This is a genomic window from Alteriqipengyuania lutimaris (genome assembly GCF_003363135.1).
Classification (GTDB): Bacteria; Pseudomonadota; Alphaproteobacteria; order Sphingomonadales; family Sphingomonadaceae; genus Alteriqipengyuania; species Alteriqipengyuania lutimaris.
On the sequence record NZ_QRBB01000001.1, the window covers coordinates 332,298 to 355,595 of the forward strand.

Annotated in this window: 21 protein-coding genes; 13 read left to right on the top strand and 8 right to left on the bottom strand. The window is 63.5% G+C overall.

Annotated elements, in window-relative coordinates; genetic code table 11:
- Position 1 precedes the first annotated feature (1 nt).
- The 8 genes from DL238_RS01590 to DL238_RS01625 form a co-directional block, all read right to left on the bottom strand.
- A complete protein-coding gene (locus DL238_RS01590; protein ID WP_115490659.1) occupies positions 2 to 769 on the bottom strand; it encodes a hypothetical protein in 768 nt (255 codons plus the stop codon).
- A gap of 74 nt (positions 770 to 843) precedes the next feature.
- The gene (gene ftsH / locus DL238_RS01595; RefSeq protein ID WP_115490660.1) at positions 844 to 2,823 is read right to left on the bottom strand and encodes an ATP-dependent zinc metalloprotease FtsH; all 1,980 of its coding nucleotides are present in this window, start codon (positions 2,821 to 2,823) and stop codon (positions 844 to 846) included.
- Between the two features lie 106 nt (positions 2,824 to 2,929).
- Complete coding sequence (locus DL238_RS01600; protein ID WP_115490661.1) at positions 2,930 to 3,874, bottom strand: ParA family protein; 945 nt, start codon at positions 3,872 to 3,874, stop codon at positions 2,930 to 2,932.
- 180 nt (positions 3,875 to 4,054) lie between these two features.
- On the bottom strand, positions 4,055 to 5,218 hold the full coding sequence (locus DL238_RS01605) for an acyl-CoA dehydrogenase family protein (protein WP_115490662.1): 1,164 nt from the start codon (positions 5,216 to 5,218) through the stop codon (positions 4,055 to 4,057).
- Positions 5,219 to 5,322: 104 nt separating this feature from the next.
- A complete protein-coding gene (locus tag DL238_RS01610; protein WP_115490663.1) occupies positions 5,323 to 6,471 on the bottom strand; it encodes a CaiB/BaiF CoA transferase family protein in 1,149 nt (382 codons plus the stop codon).
- A complete protein-coding gene (locus DL238_RS01615) occupies positions 6,471 to 7,232 on the bottom strand; it encodes a crotonase/enoyl-CoA hydratase family protein (RefSeq protein ID WP_115490664.1) in 762 nt (253 codons plus the stop codon). The genes DL238_RS01610 and DL238_RS01615 overlap by 1 nt, the downstream gene beginning before the upstream one ends.
- A gap of 192 nt (positions 7,233 to 7,424) precedes the next feature.
- Positions 7,425 to 8,324 (bottom strand): hypothetical protein, encoded by a 900-nt coding sequence (locus DL238_RS16285; protein WP_115490665.1) that lies wholly within the window; start codon positions 8,322 to 8,324, stop codon positions 7,425 to 7,427.
- 250 nt (positions 8,325 to 8,574) lie between these two features.
- The gene (locus DL238_RS01625) at positions 8,575 to 9,873 is read right to left on the bottom strand and encodes a CitMHS family transporter (protein WP_115490666.1); all 1,299 of its coding nucleotides are present in this window, start codon (positions 9,871 to 9,873) and stop codon (positions 8,575 to 8,577) included.
- Positions 9,874 to 9,974: 101 nt separating this feature from the next.
- Between DL238_RS01625 and DL238_RS01630 the strand changes: the two genes are divergently transcribed.
- The 13 genes from DL238_RS01630 to DL238_RS01685 all read left to right on the top strand — a co-directional run bounded on the left by DL238_RS01630 (position 9,975) and on the right by DL238_RS01685 (position 23,258).
- On the top strand, positions 9,975 to 10,727 hold the full coding sequence (locus DL238_RS01630) for a GntR family transcriptional regulator (RefSeq protein WP_199798025.1): 753 nt from the start codon (positions 9,975 to 9,977) through the stop codon (positions 10,725 to 10,727).
- Positions 10,728 to 10,974: 247 nt separating this feature from the next.
- The gene (locus DL238_RS01635) at positions 10,975 to 13,200 is read left to right on the top strand and encodes a TonB-dependent receptor (RefSeq protein ID WP_115490668.1); all 2,226 of its coding nucleotides are present in this window, start codon (positions 10,975 to 10,977) and stop codon (positions 13,198 to 13,200) included.
- 86 nt (positions 13,201 to 13,286) lie between these two features.
- The gene (locus DL238_RS01640; protein ID WP_115490669.1) at positions 13,287 to 14,723 is read left to right on the top strand and encodes an acyclic terpene utilization AtuA family protein; all 1,437 of its coding nucleotides are present in this window, start codon (positions 13,287 to 13,289) and stop codon (positions 14,721 to 14,723) included.
- Complete coding sequence (locus DL238_RS01645; RefSeq protein WP_115490670.1) at positions 14,716 to 15,024, top strand: DUF4387 domain-containing protein; 309 nt, start codon at positions 14,716 to 14,718, stop codon at positions 15,022 to 15,024. Before DL238_RS01640 ends, DL238_RS01645 begins: the two co-directional genes overlap by 8 nt.
- 19 nt (positions 15,025 to 15,043) lie before the next feature.
- Positions 15,044 to 15,823 (top strand): class II aldolase/adducin family protein, encoded by a 780-nt coding sequence (locus DL238_RS01650; protein ID WP_115490671.1) that lies wholly within the window; start codon positions 15,044 to 15,046, stop codon positions 15,821 to 15,823.
- Positions 15,824 to 15,832: 9 nt separating this feature from the next.
- The gene (locus DL238_RS01655) at positions 15,833 to 16,831 is read left to right on the top strand and encodes a phosphoglycerate dehydrogenase (RefSeq protein WP_115490672.1); all 999 of its coding nucleotides are present in this window, start codon (positions 15,833 to 15,835) and stop codon (positions 16,829 to 16,831) included.
- Positions 16,824 to 18,098, top strand: a complete 1,275-nt coding sequence (locus DL238_RS01660; protein WP_234030919.1) for a glycerate kinase type-2 family protein — start codon at positions 16,824 to 16,826, stop codon at positions 18,096 to 18,098. The genes DL238_RS01655 and DL238_RS01660 overlap by 8 nt, the downstream gene beginning before the upstream one ends.
- A complete protein-coding gene (locus tag DL238_RS01665) occupies positions 18,095 to 19,177 on the top strand; it encodes a tartrate dehydrogenase (protein ID WP_115490673.1) in 1,083 nt (360 codons plus the stop codon). Before DL238_RS01660 ends, DL238_RS01665 begins: the two co-directional genes overlap by 4 nt.
- 423 nt (positions 19,178 to 19,600) lie before the next feature.
- Positions 19,601 to 19,774 (top strand): hypothetical protein, encoded by a 174-nt coding sequence (locus tag DL238_RS15975; protein ID WP_181883781.1) that lies wholly within the window; start codon positions 19,601 to 19,603, stop codon positions 19,772 to 19,774.
- On the top strand, positions 19,771 to 20,883 hold the full coding sequence (locus DL238_RS01670) for a hypothetical protein (protein WP_147290970.1): 1,113 nt from the start codon (positions 19,771 to 19,773) through the stop codon (positions 20,881 to 20,883). The genes DL238_RS15975 and DL238_RS01670 overlap by 4 nt, the downstream gene beginning before the upstream one ends.
- A 176-nt stretch (positions 20,884 to 21,059) precedes the next feature.
- Positions 21,060 to 21,965 carry an acyl-CoA dehydrogenase family protein gene (locus tag DL238_RS01675; RefSeq protein ID WP_234030920.1) on the top strand — a complete coding sequence of 302 codons (906 nt, stop codon included), beginning with the start codon at positions 21,060 to 21,062 and terminating at the stop codon, positions 21,963 to 21,965.
- Entirely contained in the window at positions 21,962 to 22,693 is a 732-nt protein-coding gene (locus tag DL238_RS01680; RefSeq protein ID WP_115490675.1) for a PIG-L deacetylase family protein, read from the top strand. Before DL238_RS01675 ends, DL238_RS01680 begins: the two co-directional genes overlap by 4 nt.
- A gap of 40 nt (positions 22,694 to 22,733) precedes the next feature.
- On the top strand, positions 22,734 to 23,258 hold the full coding sequence (locus DL238_RS01685; RefSeq protein WP_181883782.1) for a class I SAM-dependent DNA methyltransferase: 525 nt from the start codon (positions 22,734 to 22,736) through the stop codon (positions 23,256 to 23,258).
- Positions 23,259 to 23,298 lie beyond the last annotated feature (40 nt).

The window sequence follows — 23,298 nt, forward strand, 5'->3', positions numbered from 1 at the left end:
CTCATCCTCCAGCATTTGGTTCACAAGCTTCAAGGGGTTCGGACAATGCCTGTGCACGCCAGTTCAACTCCCGTTTCTCAGGATCGAAAAACCGAAGAAGGGGACTCGCCTTAATAGGGATATCGACTCTCACGGATGAAACCAAACCCGGCTCGCAAGGCACGATTGCCTTGAAATAAATCCGGTCGACCTCCCCGGACTCTACCCGCAGGTCCAGACCCTCCTTGAATACGGCACGGCGGGGCCACTTGGATGTATTGATAATTTCCAGATCGCCTGAATAAAGCCGATCTTTCGAAGCCTGCGCACGAAGCTTCCGCTCGTCCTTTCCGGTGAAGGGGATGGCTTGGCCGATTTCAAGCCGAACCGTATTTTCCGGCTCTAATGTAACTGCGGTGTCGCCGACGTTTTCAAGTCGCACTTCTACACGAACAAACGCCAAATCGCCCTCGATCGGCCAAGTGCGGATTTCTGGTTGTATGTTCAACTTCGGATAGCCGCGGCGTTCGACGAAATACCAATATCCCGCAAGAACCAGGGCGACGCACGAAAGAGCTGCTGCGAGACCCTCAACACTATGACGAGTGTCGTTCCCAGCCTTCAAAAGCACAGCGCCAAGACCGAGAATAATTAGAGCAAGTGCGAGGACCAGCGCGACGGACCTGCCGCCGTTCACGGCCAGTAGGAGCCACAATACTCCGACTGCCACCGCAGCCAAAGGCACTATTGTCCGCACCCGATGCTCGAAGATCTTTTTGATCACCCCCATCGGGGGGCAGACTAAATATCAGCCTCCGATTCGAAAGCCGGGTAATTTACCCAATTTATCTACAGGAGGTTCTTTCACGCCCCCTGCGGGCTCGTTCCGCCTTCTCCGCCGAAGCGCTTGCCGGCCTTGGGCACGGCCGATCCGCCAACGGGGCGCGGATTGCTCGGCCCCTTGGGCTCGTCGGGCCGATCGAGCTTGCCGTCCTTCAGAAGCTGGTCGATCTCGTCGCCGGTCAGCGTCTCGTACTCGAGCATCGCCTGGGCGAGCAGGTGGAGCTGGTCTTCCTTGTCGGTCAGGATCTGGGTCGCCCGCTTGTGCGCGCCTTCGACCAGCGCGCGGATTTCCGCGTCGATCAGCTTGTTGGTGTCGCCGGAACCCATCGTGCGCGCGGACTGCCCCATGCCGAGATAGCCTTCCTGCTGCTCCTCGTACTGCAGCGGACCGAGCTTCTCGCTCATGCCCCACTTGGTCACCATGTTGCGCGCCAGCGAAGTGGCGTACTGGATGTCGGACGAGGCGCCCGAGCTGACCTTGTCGTGCCCGAAGATGATCTCCTCGGCCACGCGGCCACCCATGGCGACGGCGAGGTCGGCATGCATCTTGTCGCGGTGGTAGGAGTAATTGTCCCGCTCGGGCAGGCGCATCACCATGCCCAGCGCGCGGCCGCGCGGAATGATCGTCGCCTTGTGAATCGGGTCAGAGGCAGGCTCGTTGATGCCGACGAGGGCATGGCCCGCCTCGTGATAGGCGGTCATCTTCTTCTCGTCGTCGGTCATAACCATGGAGCGGCGTTCGCTGCCCATCATGACCTTGTCCTTCGCGTCCTCGAATTCCTGCATCGCGACCAGCCGCTTGTTGCGACGCGCCGCCAGCAGCGCGGCTTCGTTCACGAGATTGGCGAGGTCCGCGCCCGAGAAGCCGGGCGTGCCGCGCGCAATGGTGCGCGGGTTCACGTCGGGCGCCAGCGGCACTTTCTTCATGTGCACGTCGAGGATCTTCTCGCGCCCGTCGATGTCGGGCACGGGCACCACGACCTGACGGTCGAACCGGCCTGGGCGCAGCAGCGCGGGGTCGAGCACGTCGGGGCGGTTGGTCGCCGCGATGATGATGATGCCTTCGTTGGCCTCGAACCCGTCCATCTCGACCAGCAGCTGGTTCAGCGTCTGCTCGCGCTCGTCGTTCGAGTTGCCGAGGCCGTGGCCGCGCGAACGGCCGACGGCGTCGATTTCGTCGATGAACAGGATGCACGGCGCGTTCTTCTTCGCCTGTTCGAACATGTCGCGCACGCGGCTGGCGCCGACGCCCACGAACATCTCGACGAAGTCGGAGCCCGAAATGGTGAAGAAGGGCACGCCCGCTTCGCCCGCGATCGCGCGTGCGAGCAGCGTCTTACCGGTACCGGGCGAGCCGACCAGCAGCGCGCCCTTGGGAATCGTGCCGCCGAGCTTGGAGAAGCGCTGCGGATCCTTGAGGAACTCGACGATCTCTTCCAGTTCTTCGCGCGCCTCGTCGATCCCGGCGACGTCCTTGAACGTCACCCGGCCCTGCTTTTCGGTCAGCATCTTGGCCTTGGACTTGCCGAAGCCCATCGCGCCGCCCGCGCCGCCGTTCTTCTGCACCTGCCGCAGCGCGAAGAACGCGATGCCGAGGATGAGCAGGAACGGGAGCGATTGCAGCAGGATGTAGAGGAGGAGGTTGGGCTCTTCGCTAGGCGTGCCCGAATAGGTCACGCCATTGTCTTCGAGCAGCGTCGTCAGGCTGGTATCGTTGCGCACCGGGACGGTGCTGAAGGTCTCGCCGTTCTTGAGCGTGCCGGTGATGCGATCGTCGGCGATCTGCACCTCTTCCACCGTTCCGCTGCCCACGCGTTCGCGGAAATCGGAATAGCTGATCTGCGTGCCCGCGCTCTCGCTCGCGCCGCCGAACATGCTCACCGCGAGCAGCAGGGCGAGGAATATCCCGCCCCAGATCATCAGGCTGCGGATCCAGGGGTTGGGGCCGCCCCCACCCGAACCATTGGGCCCCTGCCCGTCGGGCGTGTTCTGTTCGCTCATGAAAAACCGAGTCCTTTCGCTTGCGAATGTAGGCGCAAGGGGATGAATGACAAGTTGTGCCGGGGGTCAGGGGTCCAAGGAATGTACCCGCATGGCGCAAGGACGATCAGAAGCTGAAGGCGCGGCGGCTGAGACCTTCGCCGGCAGGCGGCGGAACCTGCCTCGCATCGGCCCGATCGGGGGCCGGGCGGGCGGGCCGCTGCGCCGCCGTGTCGCGGATCGCGACAACGCGCGATCGGTCGCTTTGCGGCGCGGGCGCGCGCCCGCTATCGGCCTGCGGCAGCGAGCGCTGCCCGCTGCCGGACGGAGGGCCGCCGAGACCCATCTGCGCGAGCTTGGCTTCGAGCGCGGCGTGCAGCTGATCGAACCCCTGCGAGGCGGGCGACCAGTTGGCGAAGGCGGCGATCGGCTCGCGCCGCACCGCGACCTGCTCGACATAGGAGCTTTGCGGGATCACCGGCCAGTTGGCGGCGGCATTCTCGCGCACCCAGCGGTGCAGCTTGCGGCGCTGGTCGTACATCGACAGCACCGGAAGAACCGGCGGATGCCCCGGGCGCTTCGCCAGTTCGTTGCGGATGAAGCCGAAGGCCCGCGCGGCGAGCGGCGAGGCGGGCAGCGGCACCACGATCAGGTCGGCCGCTTCCATGATCTGCTCGCTCACCTCGTTGATCATCGGCGGGCAGTCGAGCACGATCCGCGGATACTCGCCCTTCATGAAGCCCAGCATCTGCGCCAGCCGCTTCCTGGTACCGATCCGCGCCAGCTGGACCGGCAGGTCGCGCAGGCTCTGGTCCGCGCCGATCAGCGACAGCCGGTCGAACTTCGTCGGCTCGAGCAGGTCGCGCGGGGCGCGGGCGTGGTGGAAGGCGCAGATCGCGCGCTGGACCTTGCGCTCTTCGTGGCCCAGCAGGAACCCGGCCCCGCCCTGCGGATCGAGGTCGAAGAGCAGCGTCTCGTGCCCCCCGCGCTGCGAGAAGCGCCACGCGAGGTCGACCGCCATGGTCGTTTTCCCGACCCCGCCTTTCATGCTGTAAACCGCGATGACGGCCATCGATGCGCTCCCCTGTCCGCTGTGTCTGCGTACGTGATTCGGTGCGACCTGGCCCGTATGAAGGCGCAGGAAAAAGCCCCCGGCAAGCGTGCCGGAGGCTCCGTCCCATTCCGGGCACACGCCCGCCGCAACAGGTTAACGGCCCAGGTCGACGGCGGGTGCGATGCGGCATGCGGCAGCTCACATACTTCGCGCGATCACCATCTTCATGATTTCGTTCGACCCGCCGAAGATGCGGCTGATGCGGCTGTCGCGGAACATGCGCGCGATGGGGTAGTCGTTGATGTAGCCGCTGCCCCCGTGCAGCTGCAGGCACTTGTCGACGACCTCGCCCTGCAGTTCGGTCACCCAGTATTTCGCCATGCACGCGGTCGGCACGTCCAGCTTGCCCTCCAGATGCTTGGCAATGCAGTCGTTGACGAAGATTTTCGCCGCGGTGCCGCGCGCCTTCAGGTCGGCGAGAGTGAACTGCGTGTTCTGGAAATCCCAGATCGTCTTGCCGAAGGCCTTGCGCTCCTTGGTGAAGGCAATCGTTTCCTCCAGCGCGCGCTCGATCGTGGTCATCGCGCCCATCGCGATGATCAGCCGTTCCTGCGGCAATTCGCCCATCAGCTGGTAGAAGCCCTTGCCTTCCTCCCCGCCGAGCACGTTCTCCGCAGGCACGAACACGTCGTCGAAGAACAGCTCCGAGGTGTCCTGCGCATCGAGCCCGATCTTGTCGAGCTTCTTGCCGCGCTGGAAACCTTCGGCGCCCTCGGTCTCGAGCAGCATCAGCGAGATGCCCTTGGCCCGCTCGTTCGGGTCGGTCTTGGCGACGACGATGATGAAATCGGCGGTCTGCCCGTTCGAGATATAGGTCTTGGACCCGTTGATGCGGTAGCCGTTGCCGTCCTTCAGCGCGGTCGTGGTGATCGATTGCAGGTCCGACCCGACGCCCGGCTCGGTCATGGCGATCGCGCTCACCAGCTCGCCGCTGACCAGCCTCGGCAGGTACTTTTTCTTCTGCTCCTCGGTCCCGTGGCGCACCAGATAGGGCAGGATGATCGTGTTGTGCAGGCTGGCGGCAAAGCCTTCGACGCCATGTTCGCCCTGCTTGTCGATCACCACCATCTCGTGCCGGAAATCGCCGCCGTGGCCGCCATATTCCTCGGGCACCGAGGCGCCGAGCAGCCCCGCGGCCCCCGCCTCGTTCCAGAACTCGCGTTCGACCTGACCATCCTCGCGCCATTTGAGGACGCGCTTTTCGGGGGCGTGCTTTTCGTAGAACTTGCCCACGGCATCGGCGAAGATCGAAATCTCCTCGTCGTCCATGAAGGCGGGCTGGGGTACGTCGATCGCGGCCATGATATTCCTCTCCAAAGGTAATGTTTTGCCGGCGAGCCTACCAAATCGGTTGCGTTTCGCAATCTAGATTGGCCCGCGTGCGAGCCACGGCGTGGCCGGTGCGGTTACGCGATGGTGCCGGTTTGCCGCAGGCCCGCGATCTCGCTCTCATCGAGCCCCAGTCCGCCCAGGATCGCGTCGGTGTCTTCGCCCGGCATCGGCGCAGGCGACGGCGTATCGGTCGCCGTGCCCGAATAGCGCGGCGCGGGCGCGGGTTGGGGCGATCCGGCGACATCGACGAAGGTCTCGCGCGCCGCGTTGTGCGGATGCTCGCGCGCCTCGCTCATGGTCAGGACGGGGGCGTAGCAGACGTCGCTATGTTCCAGCAGCGCATCCCACTCGGCGCGCGTCCTGCTCCTGAAGATCCCGGCGAGCTTCTCCTTCAGCACGGGCCATTGCGCGGGGTTCATCTGCGGATCGAACTCGGTGTCTTCGGCGAGGCCCAGCCGCGCGCGCAGCTGCGCATAGAATTGCGGTTCGATGCTGCCGATGCTGACGAACTTGCCGTCTGCGGTCTCGTAGACATCGTAGAAATGCGCGCCGGTATCGAGCAGGTTGGCCCCCGCTTCCTCGCGCCACAGGCCCTGGTTCGCCATGCCGTGGATCATCGCCATCAGCACCGCGGTCCCATCGGTCATCGCGGCGTCGATGACCTGGCCCTCCCGTCCGCGCGCGACCGCGAGCAGCGCCGAGACCATGCCGAAGGCGAGCATCATACCGCCGCCGCCGAAATCGCCGACCATGTTGATCGGCGGCGTCGGTTTTGCACCCGCACGCCCGAAATGGGCGAGCGCCCCGGCGAGCGCGATGTAGTTGATATCGTGACCGGCATAGGCCGCATAGGGCCCGGTCTGCCCCCAGCCGGTCATCCGCCCGTAGACCAGCCCGGGATTGTCGGCGAGGAGCACGTCCGGCCCCAGCCCCAGCCGCTCCATCACGCCGGGTCGGAACCCCTCGATCAGGCCGTCGGCACTGCCGCACAGCTTGCGGGCAAGCGCGATGCCCTGCTCGCTCTTCAGGTCGAGCGCGATCGACTTGCGCCCGCGCGCGAGCACATCCTTGGTCGAGACCGGCTGCGAACCCCCGCGCCCGCCGCTCGCCCGGTCGATGCGGATCACCTCCGCGCCGTGGTCGGCCAGCATCATCCCACAGAACGGGCCCGGTCCGATGCCCGCGAATTCGACGATGCGCAGGCCCTCGAGCGGGCCGGGCATTACTTGCCCTTCCAGTTCGGCGCGCGCTTCTCGGCAAAGGCGGCCGCGCCTTCGCGCGCATCCTCGCTCATGAAGATCTGGGGCATCAGCTTGGCCTGTTCGTCCCACCGGGATTCGAGGCTCCAGCCGCGCGATTCCTCGATCACCTGCTTGGAGACCTTGACCGCGAGCGGGCCGTTGGCGGCAACTGCCTTCGCCAGCTCCATCGCGCCGTCCAGCACGCTGCCATCGGTCACCTTGTTGACGAGGCCCAGCTCATAGGCGCGGGGCGCATCGATGAAATCGCCGGTCAGCGCCAGCTCCATCGCGACCTTGTGCGGGATCTGGTCGGGCAGTTTCATCAGGCCGCCGGCCGCCGCAACGAGGCCGCGCTTGGCTTCGGGAATGCCGAATTTCGCGTTGGTGTGGGCGACCACCATGTCGCACGAGATCATCAGTTCGAGCCCGCCCGCCAGCGCGTAGCCTTCGACCGCCGCGATCACCGGCTTGGCCGGGCTCTTCTGCGTCAGCCCGCCGAAGCCGCGTCCTTCCACGATCGGGCTCTCGCCGCGCAGGAAGCCCTTGAGGTCCATGCCCGAACAGAACGTCCCTCCCGCGCCGGTCAGGATCGCCACCCGCAGATCGTCCTCGGCATCGAGCCGGTCGAGCGCTGCGGCAATCCCCTCCGCCGCCGCCTTGTTCATGGCATTTTTGGCGTCGGGCCGGTTGATCGTGATGATTATCATGCCATCCCTGACCTGCGTCAGCACGTCGTCGCTCATGTCTCTCTCCCATACGTAGCTGTTTGCAACCGATGCTGGAGAAAGCCGGTGTTGGGGTCAAGCCGCGATCGGCGACCGCTGGCGCCGGACATGCACTCGACCACCGCGAGATCATTGCGAAGGCATACACACCGTGCCGGGCGGTTGAAAAAGCCAACTTGCCGAAGAAAAATTAGATAGTCATAAGGGTAATCACATCAAGGCTAAGACCGATTTGTTGCGAAGCTCGTAGTATTTTATGACCGCGAGTGCGGTGAACGTCTTCCCGAGGCCGACGCTGTCAGCTAGGATGCAGCCATTCAAGGTCTCTAGCTTGTTGATCAAGCCAAGTGCCGCGTCCTTCTGAAACTTGTATAGCGTGTTCCAAAATTTGGTTTCACGAAATCCGATCCGATCATCAGGCAAAAGATCTTCGTTGGTGTCCTCCAAGAAAGTCCGGAAGATGATGGAGAGCATAAAGTGATATATGGATGCGGGAGAATTCTCGGCGTAAACCTGCTGAAGCTGCCCACAGAGCGCCTCGGTCACATCCTCTAGTCGATCGGGTTCGCTCCAGGTTTGGTCGAAGAAGACACTATATCTGCTGACCGCAGGATGATCTGTGATCTTGTTGATCATCGTTAAATTGCCAGGTTGGTAACCTAGGTCGGCCGTCGTGAAGCCATGAAGACCGGTATACAACGTACTGGATGACGCACCGCTTGCGCAAAGAAATGACGGGATTGGATCTCTGGCATTCGACTTGAACCTGCCTTCCGTGCGTATCCAGTCTGCACACTGACGCGCTAAAGCTCGCGTAGTCATCTTGTTTCGCAGGCGTATCTCGAACGGCGTTCCAGCAAGATCCCTTTGATTCTTGACGGGAGGGATTATAAATTCCCTATGCTGGGCCTTTCCGGACCAATGATCGGTAGCGAACGAGGGACCGGTGAAGACGAACTCAAACTGGTCCAGCTGCCGAAGCTGATCCTCCAATGCCGCAAAGGCATGAATTGAGAACGAAGCAGCGGCAATTTTGACCGATTGCTTATCGCGGAGCTCATTGAGCAAATCCTCTCCGAATAGCGAGCTGATATTGTCCAAGATTTCCATACAAGCCTTGGAGCGCGGAACGCGCGTTGAGGCAATATAAGTTCAGTCTCGCAGATCGTCGATTAGCTTGATTGCCTCCCGGAGAAGGTAGCTTTGCGCCCCAATTCTGGACCTTCAAGCCGCAAGGGCGACGCCCTGAAAGCTGCCGTTCTCTCCTTCCGGAATAAGGGGCCATCTGTTCTATGAGAAGCTTAGGCTTCTGCTGCCAAACGGTCACTACGCCGACCGCCGTGGCGCACCGCCCAATGACTCACACGCGCAGCGGGATAGCCATGGTCAAGAGCGCAGCCACAATGACGATCAGCGAGATGCCAACCGCATATTTCAGAGCAAACCGTTGCGCATCGCCGACCTCCACGCCCAATAGCCCGCAAGCCAGGTAGATCGGTGCGAGCAGCGGGCTGAGGGCATGAACCGGCTGGCCCAGCAGCGAAGCGCGAGCGATCGCATCTGCCGGAACGCCATATTCTGCGGCCGTCTGGGCGACCACCGGCACGATTCCGAAATAGTAAGCATCGTTCGACATCAGGAAGGTCAGCGGCAGGCTGAGCAATGCGGTGATTGGGGCGAGGTAGGCACCCATCGAAGGCGGCACGACGGTCACCAGGGCTCCACCCATGGCATCCAGCATCCCCGTGCCTTGGACGATGCCCGTAAAGGAGCCGGCGGCGAAGATGAGCGCCACAACCATCATCAGGTTCTCCGCGTGCGAGCCCAGCCGCTCACGCTGCTGATCGAGCGAGGGATAATTGACCGTCACCGCGATGGCGAAGCCGCCCATCATGAGGGCCGGCAGTGGCGCGATGCCAGTGATCATTCCGAGGACCAGCAGCAGGGTCAGCGCCAGATTGAACCAGAAGAGCTTCGGTCGGCGCTCGGGCCGCTCGCCGAAATCGATTTCGACCGGCTGCGCGTCTTCCGAAGCGGGCGAATAGGCAAGACGCTTGCGTTCGCTCAGTCCGAAGGACCACGCCAACCCGAATGTTGCTGCAAGTCCCACGAGAACGGCGGGGATGAGCGGGACGAAAATGCCGCTCACGAGATCGACGTCGAGCGCCGCAGCGGCGCGTGCGGCAGGCCCGCCCCAAGGGACAAAGTTCATGAGCGAGTTGGTCAAACCCAAAAGCGTCGCGAGGATCAGGACATTCATGCCGATATTGCGATAGACCGGGAGCAGCGCGGTAATCACGATCAGTGCGGTGGTGGTGCCATCGCCGTCGATCGATACCAGCGAAGCCATGATCGCGGTGCCCATCGCGATCTTTAGCGGATCGGTCCCCACGCGGCTCAGGATCGCCTTGACCAGCGGATCGAAAAGGCCGGCATCCATCATGATCCCGAAATAGAGGATCGCGAAAGACAGCAGCAGCGCGATGGGTGCGACCTGGAGGATGCCTTCCAGCATCATGTCGCCGATGCCCGAGCCGGCTCCCGCGACGAGACCGAAAACAATCGGCACCGCAATCAGCGCGACCACTGCGGATAACCGCTTGGTCATGATCAATGCCACGAAGGTCAATACAGTGGCGAAGCCGAGCCAGGCTAGCATTACGTCCTCTCCCTATTCCGTGTACGTCGCGCCTCTCCGTGCGCCTGATTGGATGCAATTTAGGCTTTCGCTCGACACAGGCGGAGCCTATCCTCATGCCTATGAAATCGATCGAAGACGGGGCGACCACGATGGACATGCCCAGCGCCGAACCCGCCACCACGACTGTTCTTACGCAGGTCCGCGAGCTTATCGTGACCGGCACGATCGGGCCGGGCGCCCGCCTCGCGGCGGAGGCGATCGCGAAGGATCTGGGTGTCTCGCGAACGCCCGTCCGCAGTGCACTGGCAGTTCTCACCGCCGAAGGCCTCGTCAGCCACAGCATGAATCGCGGCTACACGGTAAGAGATATCGGCTTTCGCGATATTCTCGATGCGGTCGAGGCGCGCGCGGTGCTCGAAGCGCGCGCCTGCGGGCTTTCCGTCGATTACGGATGGAGCGAAGAGGAGCTGGGCGCGCTCGAAGCGGATGTTGACAGCGGGCGAGCGATTATCGCCGGGGGCCGATGGTCGGAAGAGATCGAGCATGCCTGGTACGAAGCGAACCGCGGCTTTCACTCGCTGATCGTGAGGGCTTCGCGAAACGCGACCATGCGCAACGCCGTGCGAATGACGCTGATACACCCGATTTTCGGAGACATCGCGCGAACCTCGCCTGCCGTATCCAAGTTCGTCCCGAAACGATTCCGCGAGATACCGGCTGAGCCGCCGGAGCATATCGTCGACTCGCAAGCCGATCACGAAGCGATCCTGGCGGCGATACGCGACGATGATGCGGTGTTGGCGGAAAAGCTCATGCTCGATCACGTCTTGAAAGGGAAAGCCCGGCTGGCCGCCTGTGCGACCCGAAGATAGGGCATCCTGATCGCTGCATCTTGCTTCGTCAAGATTGCATCCACTTTTCCGCTGAAATGTCGAATTAGGTTCGAGAGGGATACTGACCTCTCGGGCCAGCACATCGCGCATGTAGTCAAAAATCCTAAGAGCTCGCCCCTTTCCCCTACGTGATCTATGAATCCACAGAATTGACAGATTGGATTCATTCTAGCAGATATGGCCCTAAGGCGTCCGTCAGTGGCGCTGCCAAACCAAGGAGAGGACGATGACCACGGCAATTTTTCGCCTGTCGCTGGGCAGCGCACTGATTGCGCTTGCATGGGCCGGCCAGGCAAGCGCGCAGGAAACGGTTTCGACCGAACGGAGGGACCCGGGCGATGACGACCGACCCGTTCAGGATATGGAGCGCGACCTTGCCGGGACGATCATCGTCACGGCGCAGCGGCGGACCGAGAGTCTGCAGGACGTACCCGTCACGGTGACGGTGTTCAGCGAGGAAGAAATTGCCGAGGCGCGCATCCAGGAAGTGTCTGACGTCGTGACCCGCACTCCCGGGCTCAGCTTCGACGCGTTTCCCGCATCGCAGCCGCGCCTCGCGGTGCGCGGCATCGGCTCTTCCGACAAGGGCGCGGCGGGGGACCCCAGCTCGGCGGTGTTCCTCGACGAAATCTATCTCGGCAGGCCGGCCGCAGTGGCGTTCGATGCCTTCGACGTGCAGCGGATCGAAGTCCTCAAGGGGCCGCAGGGCACGCTGTTCGGCCGCAATGTCGTGGGTGGTGCGATCAACGTCATCACCAATCGCCCCGAACCCGGCATCTTCGCGGCCGGCGCCGAATTCACCTATGGCAACTACGACCGCCTCGACGGGGCCGGGTTCATCAATCTGCCCTTCGGCGACAGGCGCGCCGCAGTGCGGGCAAGCGCCGCCTACCGTTCGCACGACGGTTATGTCTACAACCCGACCATCGACAGGAATGTCGACACGCAGGACCGCTTCAGCGGGCGCTTCCAGTTACTCGCCGAGCCGACCGATACGCTGCGGGTCCACTTCACTGTCGACGGCACCCGCGATCGCAATTCGGGCCCGGTCACCCGCGCCCTCGAGCTTGATCCCGACGATCCGCTTTCGGCGGGATACACGGTCAATCAGGAGCGTGAGGTCGTCTACGGGTCGACCGAAGGGTTCCAGGATCTCGACACACTCGGCGTGCGCGGCGAGGTCAACTGGGACCTGCCCTTCGCGACCCTGACTGTCTTGGGCTCCTATCGCGATCTCGACTACGCGAATGGCGGCGATTTCGACGGCGGCGTCGCCGACCCGGCCTCACCCGGGTTCAACCTCGTCAATATCGGCGGCGGCGAAGCCGAACGCTCGGAATTTTCGAGCCAGGAAGTCCGCCTGACGTCCTTGCCGGGCGGCGCGATCGAATGGGTCGTCGGCCTGTTCCACTACAACCAGCAGGTGGAACGCACGGATACCCTGACACTCGACTCGATGTTCATCGCTCCGATCCCGCTGACCGAGGTCTTCGCGCAGGACGCCTCGCTCGACAGCGTCGCCGCCTTCGCGGATGCCACCGTGCAACTGAGCGACGAGTTCAGTATCCTGGGCGGCTTGCGCTATTCGCGCGACGACAAGGCCTACCGGGTGGACAACCTGCAAAGCGTGGCGCCGCTGCGCAGCGAAGAATTCTTCGATGTTGCCGCCAGCGAAGTCTTCGACGACGTAACCTGGCGCGCAGGCGTCAATTTCGAGCCAAGCGAGGATCATCTGATCTACGCCCTAGTGTCGAGCGGCTTCAAGAGCGGCGGCTTTCAGGACAATCCGACCAACGCGATCGCTGCCGCGACGCCCTTCGAGCCGGAAACCGCGACCCAGTACGAACTGGGCCAGAAAAGCAGTTTTGCGGATGGGCGGCTTATCTGGAACAACACCCTGTTCTATCTCGATTATACTAATCTGCAGACCGATCAGGTGGATCCGGACACGGGAGCCAGCACCGTTATCAATGCAGGAAAGGCGACGATCAAGGGCTACGAGACGCAGCTGATCGCCAATCTGTTCGCGGGGCTCAGCCTCTCCGCAGCCTATGCCTATACCGACGCAACCTTCGGCGAATTCGTCGAGAACGGCAACGATCTGTCAGGCAATCGCATCTCGCGAACGCCCCGGCACAAGGTCACGGTCTCGCCGTCCTACAGCTATCTGTTCGCGAGCGGGGCCGAGCTGAAGATCGCGGCCGATTATCGCTACGAGAGCCAGATTTTCGACGACAACGCCAACACTCCCCCGGAAATCCGCGATGCGACGCACTTCCTCGACGCACGCATCGTGCTCGACAATATCGCGGACCGCTTCTCGGTTTCGGTGTGGGGCAAGAACCTGACCGACGAGCTGACCCGGACCTTCCAGGGCACGTTCCTCGGCGCGAATTTCGGCGCTTACAACCCGCCGCGCACCTACGGGGTGACGCTCGGCTTCCGCTACTGACGCGACGCACCGCAGCCTCCGCAATCCACCGATCGCGGGGCTGCATCGAGACAGGACTTGAGCACACGACTTATGGAGAAATTGGGGTGAGCACAGAGACAGCAAGCGAAGCCACTCGCCTTTCGGAGCCGATCAGGATCATCGTGCCCGTGGGGTCTCTCGGGGCCGGTGTGCGCGAGGATGAGGTAGCGTATGGGCTCTCCCGCGGTGCACAGGCGATTGCATGCGATGCAGGCTCGACCGATAGCGGGGCAGCGTATCTCGCGACGGGAAAGTCTAAGAACAACTACGGCGCGGTGAAGCGGGATCTGGAAATCCTGATGAAGGCGCAGGTCGAGGCGGGCATTCCCATCATCATCGGCACGTCCGGCCAGGCGGGCGGCGATATCAATCTGGACTGGACACGGGATATCGCCGTCGAAGTGGCAAAGGAACTGGGCGTCGAACCCAGGATCGCACTGATCCGCAGTGAGCAGGACAAGGATACGGTCAAGCGTCTCAACGCGCAGGGCCGGGTGAAGCCGCTCGCGCCGCTCGGGCCTCTCGAGGATGCGACAGTCGACGAATGCGATCACATCGTCGCGGTGCTCGGGGTGGAGCCTTTCGTCGATGCGCTGGAACAAGGCGCGGACATCATTCTTGCCGGACGCTCGACCGATACGGCGGTGCTAGCCGCTTTTCCCATCTGGAAGGGCGCGCCCTGGGGCGCCGCGTGGCATGCGGGCAAGATCGGCGAATGCGGCGCCCAGTGCGCCGAGGAGCGGGACGGCTCGGGCGTGCTCCTGTCGGTCTCGTCCGACGGCTTCAGCGTCGAACCCCTGAGCCGGACCAACCGCTGCACACCCCACAGCGTGTCGGCGCACATGCTGTACGAGAACAGCAATCCCTTCCGGCTTGTCGAGCCGGGCGGCATTCTCGACGTCACCGATGCGCACTACGAACAGGTCGACGAGCGGACCGTGCGGGTGAGCGGCGCGCGGTGGGACAAGCAGCCCTATACGATGAAACTGGAAGGGGCCGGTGGCGGTGCCTTCCAGACGATGATGCTCGTCGGGATCGAAGACCCCGATGTCCTGCGCGACATCAACGGGTTTCACGACCGCTTCCTGATGGCGCTCTACCAGCGCACCCAGCAATCGATCCCCGCCGAGCGGCTGGGCGAGTTCCATATCTCGCTGCGCATGTACGGGTGGAATGCGGTATCGGGCTTGCGGCCTCCCAAGGGCACCGCTCCGCCGCCCGAAATCGGTGTGCTGTTCGTCGCCACGGCCGAGACGCAGGAGCTGGCGAACGAGATTGCGCAGGCCTGCAACCCCTATTTCTTCCACTTCCCCGCCGTGATGGACAAGGAACTGCCCAGTTACGGCTTCGCATTTTCGCCGGCCGATGTCCCGCGCGGGCAGGTGTTCGAATTCAAGCTCAACCACGTGGTCGAAGTGAACGACCCCATGGAGCTGGTACGCATGGACTGGGTCGACCTCGGCGAAGCGAGCAAGACCAAGCTGGAGGTCGCCCATGACTAAGGTAAAGGAGGTCTGCCGCCACATCCGGTCGAAGCAAGCCGGGCCGTTCTGGGTCACGATCGACTTTTTCTTCAACGATCGCGAGGCGTTCGAGGAATTCTCGGGCAGCCCGTCGCTCGATCCGGACCTGTTCGCCCGCCTTTACGGCACCGATCCCGAGCAGGTGAAGCGCTTCCCGGTGCCCAGCCTCAATGTCCTCAAGGTCTCGTTTCCGCGCAAGCGACCGCAGGGCGGGATGATCGAGCGAGATATGCATTCGGGCCAGCAATATGTCCGCCTGCTGGAGAAAGAGCTCGTCTGAGAAAGAAGAGGTAGCGACAATGACAACCCGATTGAAAACCCCCGAGAACTTCCAGCCGCAGGTGTCCGAAGAGGAATGGGCGCTGCGCGTCGACCTCGCCGCGGCCTTCCGGCTGGTCGCGCTTTACGGATGGGACGATCTGATCTTCACGCACCTGAGCGTACGGGTACCGGGCCCCGAGCATCATTTCCTCATCAATCCGTACAATCTGATGTTCGAGGAAATCGACGCGTCTTCGCTGTTGAAGATCGACGTCGATGGACAACCGGTGATGGAGAGCCCGTTTTTCGCCAATCCCGCGGGCTTCACCATCCATTCCGCGATCCACATGGCGCGCGAGGATGCGCATGCGGTGATGCACCTGCACACGCCCTACGGCCAGGCGGTCAGCGCGATGGCGGAGGGCCTCCTCCCGCACACGCAGACCGCGATGATCGCCAAGCACAATGTCGCCTATCACGAGTACGAGGGCATCGCGACCGACCTCGACGAGCGCGAGCGGCTGGTGGCCGACATTGGCGACAAGCATGCGATGATCCTGCGCAACCACGGTACGCTGACCGTGGGCGAGACGGTGTCCGACGCCTTCATCCGCATGTATTTCCTCGAGCGTGCCTGCGAGACGCAAGTCCACATGCTCGCGGCGGGGCGCGACAACCTGCACACGCCCCCGGAGGGAGTGGAGCAGAAGGTCGCCGCGCAGACCGCGCCGCAGGCAATCGGCATGGCGAGCCGCGCGCTTGCCTGGCCGGCGCTGCTGCGCAAGCTCGACCGCATTGACGACAGTTTTCGCCGGTAGGAGGCGCCGATGTCTGCAAGCAAACGCGTCGTCGTTAGCCAACGGTTTTTCGATGCCGAAGCTCGCGATCTGCTCGAGGCTGCCGGCTGCGAAGTTGTCGAAGCCGAACTGCCTCCTGGCCAAGCAGATGGCGGGCTGTCGCCCGAGGCCCTGATCGAATTGCTCGATGGAGCGGCGGGTTGGATCGTCGGTCAGGCGCACGTCACCCGCGAAGTTCAGTCCGCGCTCCCGGATTTGCAGGTGATCTCGAGACGGGGGGTGGGTTACGACAGGGTCGATCTCGAAGCGGCCCGCGATCTGGGCAAGGTCGTGTGCATCGCTGCCGGCGGCAACGACGCGGCGGTCGCGGACCACACGCTCGCGCTGATGCTCGCCGCCGGGCACCGGCTGCCCGAAACGCAGAACCGGATGAAGTCGGGGGACTGGGCGATCCTCCAGGGAATGGATCTGACCCGCAAGACCGTCGGCATCATCGGCCTCGGGCGGATCGGGCGCAGTCTCGTCCAGCGGCTGCGCGGCTTCGAATGCGAAATCCTGGCGCTGTCCTCGCCGAGTGCGGAGACCTTCGCGGCGGATCATGGCATAGAACGGGTGGAGCTGGACGCGCTCCTGACCAGAAGCGATTATGTCACGCTGCACGCACCGCTCAAGGATGCGACCCGGATGATGATCGACGAGGCGGCTCTTGCCAGAATGAAAAACACCGCAATCCTCGTAAACACCGCCAGAGGCGGATTGGTGGACGATCGCGCTTTGCTTCGGGCCCTGAAGGACGGCACGATAGCTGCGGCCGGCCTCGACGTATTCCAGAGCGAGTCCGACCCCGGCTACAGGCCTGTGACGGACGAACTGATCGCTCTGCCCAATGTCGTCGCCACGCCGCATGCTGGTGCATCGACCCGCGAAGGCCTGGCGCGCACGAACAAGGTAGCGGCGGGCTGCGTGGTGGACGTGCTGGCAGGCAGGACCCCGCCCGAGCAATGCGTCGTGGCGGATGGGCGTGGCTGACAGCGAAGACGACCTGCAAGCGCGCGCGCTGCTGCACCGCATGTTCTACGCCGCAATCGACCGAGCAATGGCGGAACACTGCATTGCCGGGCACCTCCCCGAGCGCCCGTCGGGGCGGACGATCGTGGTGGGCGCAGGCAAGGCCTCGGCAGAGATGGCGCGTGCGTTCGAGCGCCGGTGGAGCGGTGAACTGACGGGCTTGGTCATCGTGCCTTATGGCCACAAGGTGCCATGCGAACGCATCGCGATCAGGCAGGCCGCCCATCCCGTGTCCGATCCAGCGGGGGTCGTGGCGAGCGGAGACATGCTCGCTCTGCTCGAAGACATGGCCGAAGGCGATCTGGTCGTGTGCCTGCTGTCGGGCGGAGGGTCGGCTCTGCTTTGCGCGCCCGAGGACGGCATCGATTTCGCCGAGCTTCAGACGATCGGCCGCGCACTGTTGAAATCGGGTGCCGATATCGCGCAGATGAACGCGGTTCGAAAGAAGCTCGCCAAACCGCTTGGCGGAGGAATCGCCCGCGCGGCAGCGCCTGCAAGGCTCGTTACGCTGGCCATCTCGGATGTCGTCGGAGACGATCGCGCATCGATCGCCTCCGGCCCTACCGTCCCCGACCATGCGAGTGGCGACGACGCACTGGCCATTCTGGCAAGCTATGGCGTCGAAATGTCGACGGCGGTCGAGACGCTTCTTCGCACGGCTGCCTCAGACGATCCAATACCCGATGCGTGCTACACCGTGATCGCCAGCTCGCGGTCCTCGTGCGATGCCGCCGCAGCAATCGCGCGCGACGCGGGCTACGCCATCCTCGACCTTGGCGAAGTGACGGGCGAGGCGCGTGAGGTCGGTCGCGACCACGCCGAACTGGTTCGCAAGGTCGTGCTCGCCGAGGCGGAAGTGAGCGCACCTTGCATCATCCTCTCCAGAGGGGAAACGAGCGTGACCGTGCGCGGCGAGGGGCGCGGGGGGCGCAACGGCGAATACCTGCTGTCCCTGCTCACCGCACTCGACGGGGCGGCGGGCGTCCATGCCTTGGCCGCCGATACCGACGGCATCGACGGGGCGGGCGACAATGCGGGTGCTTGGTTCGAGCCGGGTCTGGCGAGCCGCGCGCGAGAGAGCGGCCACGATCCGCGCGAATATCTGACGCGGCAGGATTCCTACGCTTTCTTCGAGGCGATGGACCGGCTCGTGATGACCGGCCCCACACGCACCAACGTCAACGATTTCAGAGCCATTCTCATTCAGTCAACGGAGACCCCGCAATGACGCGCAATGCCTACAGGATAGCGGTGATCCCCGGAGACGGGATCGGCAAGGAAGTGATCCCGGAAGGGCTGCGGGTGCTCGAAGCCGTCGCGCAGCGGTTCGATTGCGCATTCGCCTTCGACCACTTCGATTTCGCCAGTTGCGACTACTACCAGAAGCACGGCCAGATGATGCCCGACGACTGGAAGGAACAGATCGGCGGGCACGACGCGATTTTCTTCGGCGCGGTCGGCTGGCCCGAAACCGTGCCCGACCACATCTCCCTATGGGGTTCGCTGATCCAGTTCCGCCGCGAATTCGACCAATACGTGAACCTTCGTCCCGCCAAGCTGATGCCGGGCGTGACAAGCCCGCTGGCAGGTCGCGCTCCGGGCGAGATCGACTTCATGATCGTCCGCGAGAACACCGAGGGCGAGTATTCCTCCATCGGCGGGCGAATCTTCGAAGGCACCGAGCGGGAAACCGTGATCCAGGAGACGGTGATGACGCGCACCGGCGTCGACCGCATCCTCAAGTTCGCGTTCGAGCTGGCCCAGCGGCGCGAGGCGAAACACCTCACCTCCGCCACCAAGTCGAACGGCATCTCGATCAGCATGCCCTATTGGGACGAGCGTGTGGAAAAGATGGCAACGGCCTACCCGAACATTAGGTGGGACAAGTTTCACATCGATATCCTGGCGGCGCATTTCGTGCAGCACCCGGACTGGTTCGATGTAGTCGTCGCCTCCAATCTCTTCGGCGATATCCTGTCCGATCTGGGGCCCGCCTGCACCGGCACGATCGGCATCGCACCGGCAGCGAACATCAATCCCGAGCGCAGGTTCCCTTCGCTGTTCGAACCGGTCCATGGCTCCGCGCCCGATATTGCTGGCAAGGGTATCGCCAATCCGGTCGGCCAGATCTGGGCGGCTGCGATGATGCTCGACCATCTCGGCCACACGGAAGCGTCGGTGGCGGTCGTCGAAGCCATCGAGGCTGTCCTGGCGCAGGAGGAATTCCGGACGCCCGACCTGGGCGGCGCTTCAGACACTGGTTCATGTGGCCGTGCGATAGCGGGAGCCATTCTTGAAAAGCGCTAATGGTTGAGTGTCATAGCTTAAGGTTCGTCGAATAGCGGAAGAGCTATAACGCGGCATTTTAGGCGCTTTCGCAATCCAATCCGACAGCTCCGGTCTCTCGCAAGCGGACAGTCCTCAACCGGCCCAGTTGCCGTCCGGCGACTATCAGAAGGAGCAGTCGGTCCGCAAAGCGCCCCGATCCCGGTCATTCGAGATGCTCGCGCTTTGACCGGTAAGCTGCCGTTCGTGCAGTAATTAGCGGATGGCAGTTAGGCGTCCCAATCTTGGCCGCTATTGAATTGGTGAGCCGTCTTGGGAGCAGGTGTCTTTCCAGACCGGAACGCCGCTTGGCTGAACCCATATCGCAATGTCGGGCGTTTATGATCCGACTGTCCCGATAATTGGAAAGGCACCGGCTCTTCCTCGAGCAGCCGGAACCTTCCTATGTTCGAACGAACTGCTTTCCCCAATACCATTCTGCGAGATGCAATCCTCGGGCCGATCACGCTCGACTGCTCGATCCTCGTCGATAGTCCGATCGGATGGCGCAGGTTCCCGAACATGACCGCTTTCAGCCATGGTTCGCTTGAGGCGCTTATCGGCCAAGAAAGACCGTGAGCGACGGGTATCAGTCGGCCCGCGTAGCCTGTTCGCTGCCGCCAGAGGTCCAGCGCAACTTCGTCAGAACGCCTGCGCTACGCCGCGTTTCAATGGATCACCCGGCATGGTTGGCCGCATTGCTCGCAGATGCGCCATTCGATGGCCGAGCGACGCTCCGGCAATTCAGCCTCAACCCGGTGGGAGAATTCACGTTTGCAGTCGCGGTCCCGGTCCGCAACGAAGGAGAAATCCTTCCGCGGATGTTGGCGGCTCTGCTGAGCGCCATGACAGGCGTGAGCGAGCGGGGCTTGGCGGTGTTCGCGGTGAACGATACGCAGGACGCGTCGGCGCAGCTCATCAAGGACTGGCTCGGACTCAACGGATTACCGGGCGCTGTTGTCGAAGTCGGCTTCGCCCCGGCGATACGCAGCGCGCCGTATACAAGGCGGCTTGCACTGGATGTCGCCAGCCGCTTTGCACCGGGAGGCGCGCTGCTGACGACCGATGCGGATAGCGAAGTGGGACCGGGATGGGTCCGACAAGGCTTGGATGATCTCGCCGACGGGTTCGATCTGATCTGTGAAGACGTCCGCCTGGACGATGCCGGCCTCGCTGCATTGCCGGACCAGGTGCGCCTCGCCGGAGATGCCGAGCGGGCCTATTATGCGGCCTGCGATGTCCTCTGGCGCAGATGGAGCTGCGAGACAGGTGCCTTCGCGCATCGTGCTTCGGGGGCGAGCCTGGCGATCGCAGCCGCCACCTATCGCAAGCTCGGAAGATTGCCCGTCCCCCATCACGGCGAGGATGCGGCGCTGTGTGAGATGGTCCTGGCCGACGGAGGGCGTGTGATCACCATCGCCGATGGCGGCACACGCACGTCTGCCCGCCTGGAAGGTCGCGCCGCCGGTGGCTGCGGTGCGGCGTTGAGCAGACGCGCCAGCGAGATCGATCCGGTTTGCGACGCAGCGCTTGTCCCGCTCGCGGAATTGAGAAGGCTCGCTTCCTTCCGGCTGCGTCATGGGTATCGGTACGAAAGGGACCGGCCTGAAAAAGCGCTTCGCTACAGCGAGATCCTTGTCCAGCTGGCTCACGCCCGGACCCTGCTGGCAGAGGAGGCAATCGTTTGACCTTGCTATCCATAGCCGCGGTCGAGAAGGCTATCGCCGCGCGAGCCGCTGCGGTCGATTGCGACGATGGCGATCTCGCCGCGGATATTGGCGAGTTGCGCGACCATAATTGGCTTGTGTTCTGTCTCCCCCGGGAAGAGGGCGGGCAAGGCTGGGGGACGCAGGACGAGGGAACCTTGCCCGCCTTCGATGCGCTGCGCGCCCTTGGCAGGGCCAACCTCTCGGTCGCTCGGCTGTTCGAAGGGCATATGAATGCCGTCAAGCTGATCGTTCTCTATGCGCGCGGGCCATCGCGGGATGAGGCGTTCTCTGCGATCCGAAGTGGTGCGCTTTTCGGAGTGTGGGGTGCGGACGATCCGAATTGCCCGCTGACGCTCGATCCTGCCGGCGATACCCTGCGCGGAGCCAAGCGCTTCGCCTCCGGCCTCGGGCTGGTCGACCGGGCAATCGTCACCGTCGCGCACGAAGCCGGTCCGCAACTTCTTCTCGTGCCGAGCGACGATGCGGAACGGGCCGATGCATCGGGTTGGCGCATGGGCGGCATGCGGGCGACACGCTCAGGGCGTTACGACTTCGACGGGGTCAATATCTCGCGCAGCCAGAAACTCGGCGATCCGGGCGACTATCTGCGCGAGCCGTATTTCGAAGGGGGAATCTGGCGCTATTGCGCCGCCCATCTGGGTGGAGCCGAGGCGCTTTATCGCGCCATGCAACGCGAACTTCTGAATCGTGACCGCGCCGACGATCCTCACCAGCAATGCAGGATGGTGGAAGCGGCAATAGCCGTCGAAACCGCGCGGCTCTGGTTGCTGCGCGCAGCCCGCGCGGTGGAAGCCAAAGACGCCCCGGCCAATGTGGCCGCGCTGTCGCTACTCGCGCGTGAAGTGACGGAGCGAAGCTGCCGCACCGTCATCGAAACGGTCGAGCAGGCGCTCGGCATGGGCTCGCATATCGCCGGTTCGCTGGTCGAACGCATTCGCCGCGATCTGGCGCTGTTCCTGTGCCAGGCGGCGCCCGACGCCAAGCGCGCACGCGCGGCCAAGACACTGTTCCATCTCGAGCACGAACTGGAGTTCCTATGAGCCTGCCTTCTTCTGCGAAAGGCGCGCTCCTCTCGGCGGCTGCCGACGCGCGCCCCGTCGAAATCGACGAACTTGCTCCTCCCGGCGGCCTGCTGATCGTCGCGCCCCATGCCGACGACGAGACCTTTGGTTGCGGGGAAGCGCTCGCTTCTGCTGCTCAGGCCGGGCGAGAGATCGGGATCGTGCTGCTCACCGACGGCGAGGGATCGCATCCGCGTTCGGTTGAATACGGCCGCGACCGGCTCGTCGCGCTCCGCATGAGGGAAATGCGGGCGGCACTGGAGGTTCTCGCCCCCGGACAGAATATCCCGGTGATGCGCGCCGGGCTGGAGGACGGCAGCAGCGATCTCGAGCGGCTCGGCCTGCACCGGCTGCAGCGCATCTTCGCCTTCGCTTCGGCGCTCGATACCCGGTCGGTCTGGACGACCTGGAACGGCGATCCTCACTGCGACCACAAGACGGCCGCCACGCTCGGTCGCATGGTCGCGGACGAGGTCGGAGCAAAATTCTGGCGGTTTCCCATCTGGGGCCGGTTCGGAGAGCGCGACGTGCCTGACGGTCTGCGCATTTTCGCCGATCGGCAATATTGGGCCCGCAAACGCGAGGCGATCGCTGCCTACCGCTCGCAGGCGACCTCGCTGATCGCCGACGATCCGGATGGTGTCGTGATTCCGCAAGGGCTGCTCGATCACTTCGCCGAGAGCCCAGAGATTTTCATCGGTGGATGAGAGTGGCGCAGCCCGCGCGGAGACCTTCGACGCGCTCTTCGTGGACGATCCCGATCCGTGGGACTTCGAGAACAGTGCCTACGAACGTGACAAACGCGCAGCCACCATCGCCGCGCTTCAAGGTGCGCGTTTTCCCAACGCTCTTGAGATCGGATGTGCCACCGGGTTCCTGTCTCGTGACCTCGCCGCCCACTGCGATGCGCTTCTCGCGCTCGACGTGTCGGAACAGGCGCTTGCTATCGCCAGGTCGAAGTCCGTCACGAACGACACGGTTCTGTATCGCCGCGCTGAAGCGCCACGCGACTGGCCGGAGGGATCGTTCGACCTGATTGTCTTGTCCGAAGTCCTCTATTTCCTGTCTACGGAAGAGATCGCCATCGTCTCGCGGCGTGCTCACGAAACGCTGGTGGCAAACGGACTTTGCCTGCTGGTCAACTGGACCGGCCCGAACGATCTGGCAGTGGGCGGCGAGGAAGCTGCGCGGCTGTTCGCCGGCTCCGCTCGATGGCGTGGCGAGAAACCCCGGATCGAACCCTCCTACAGGATCGATAGGCTGCTAAAGTAGCCGACCTTGCGGGCACCCTGTCCAACATACGCCAATGCCC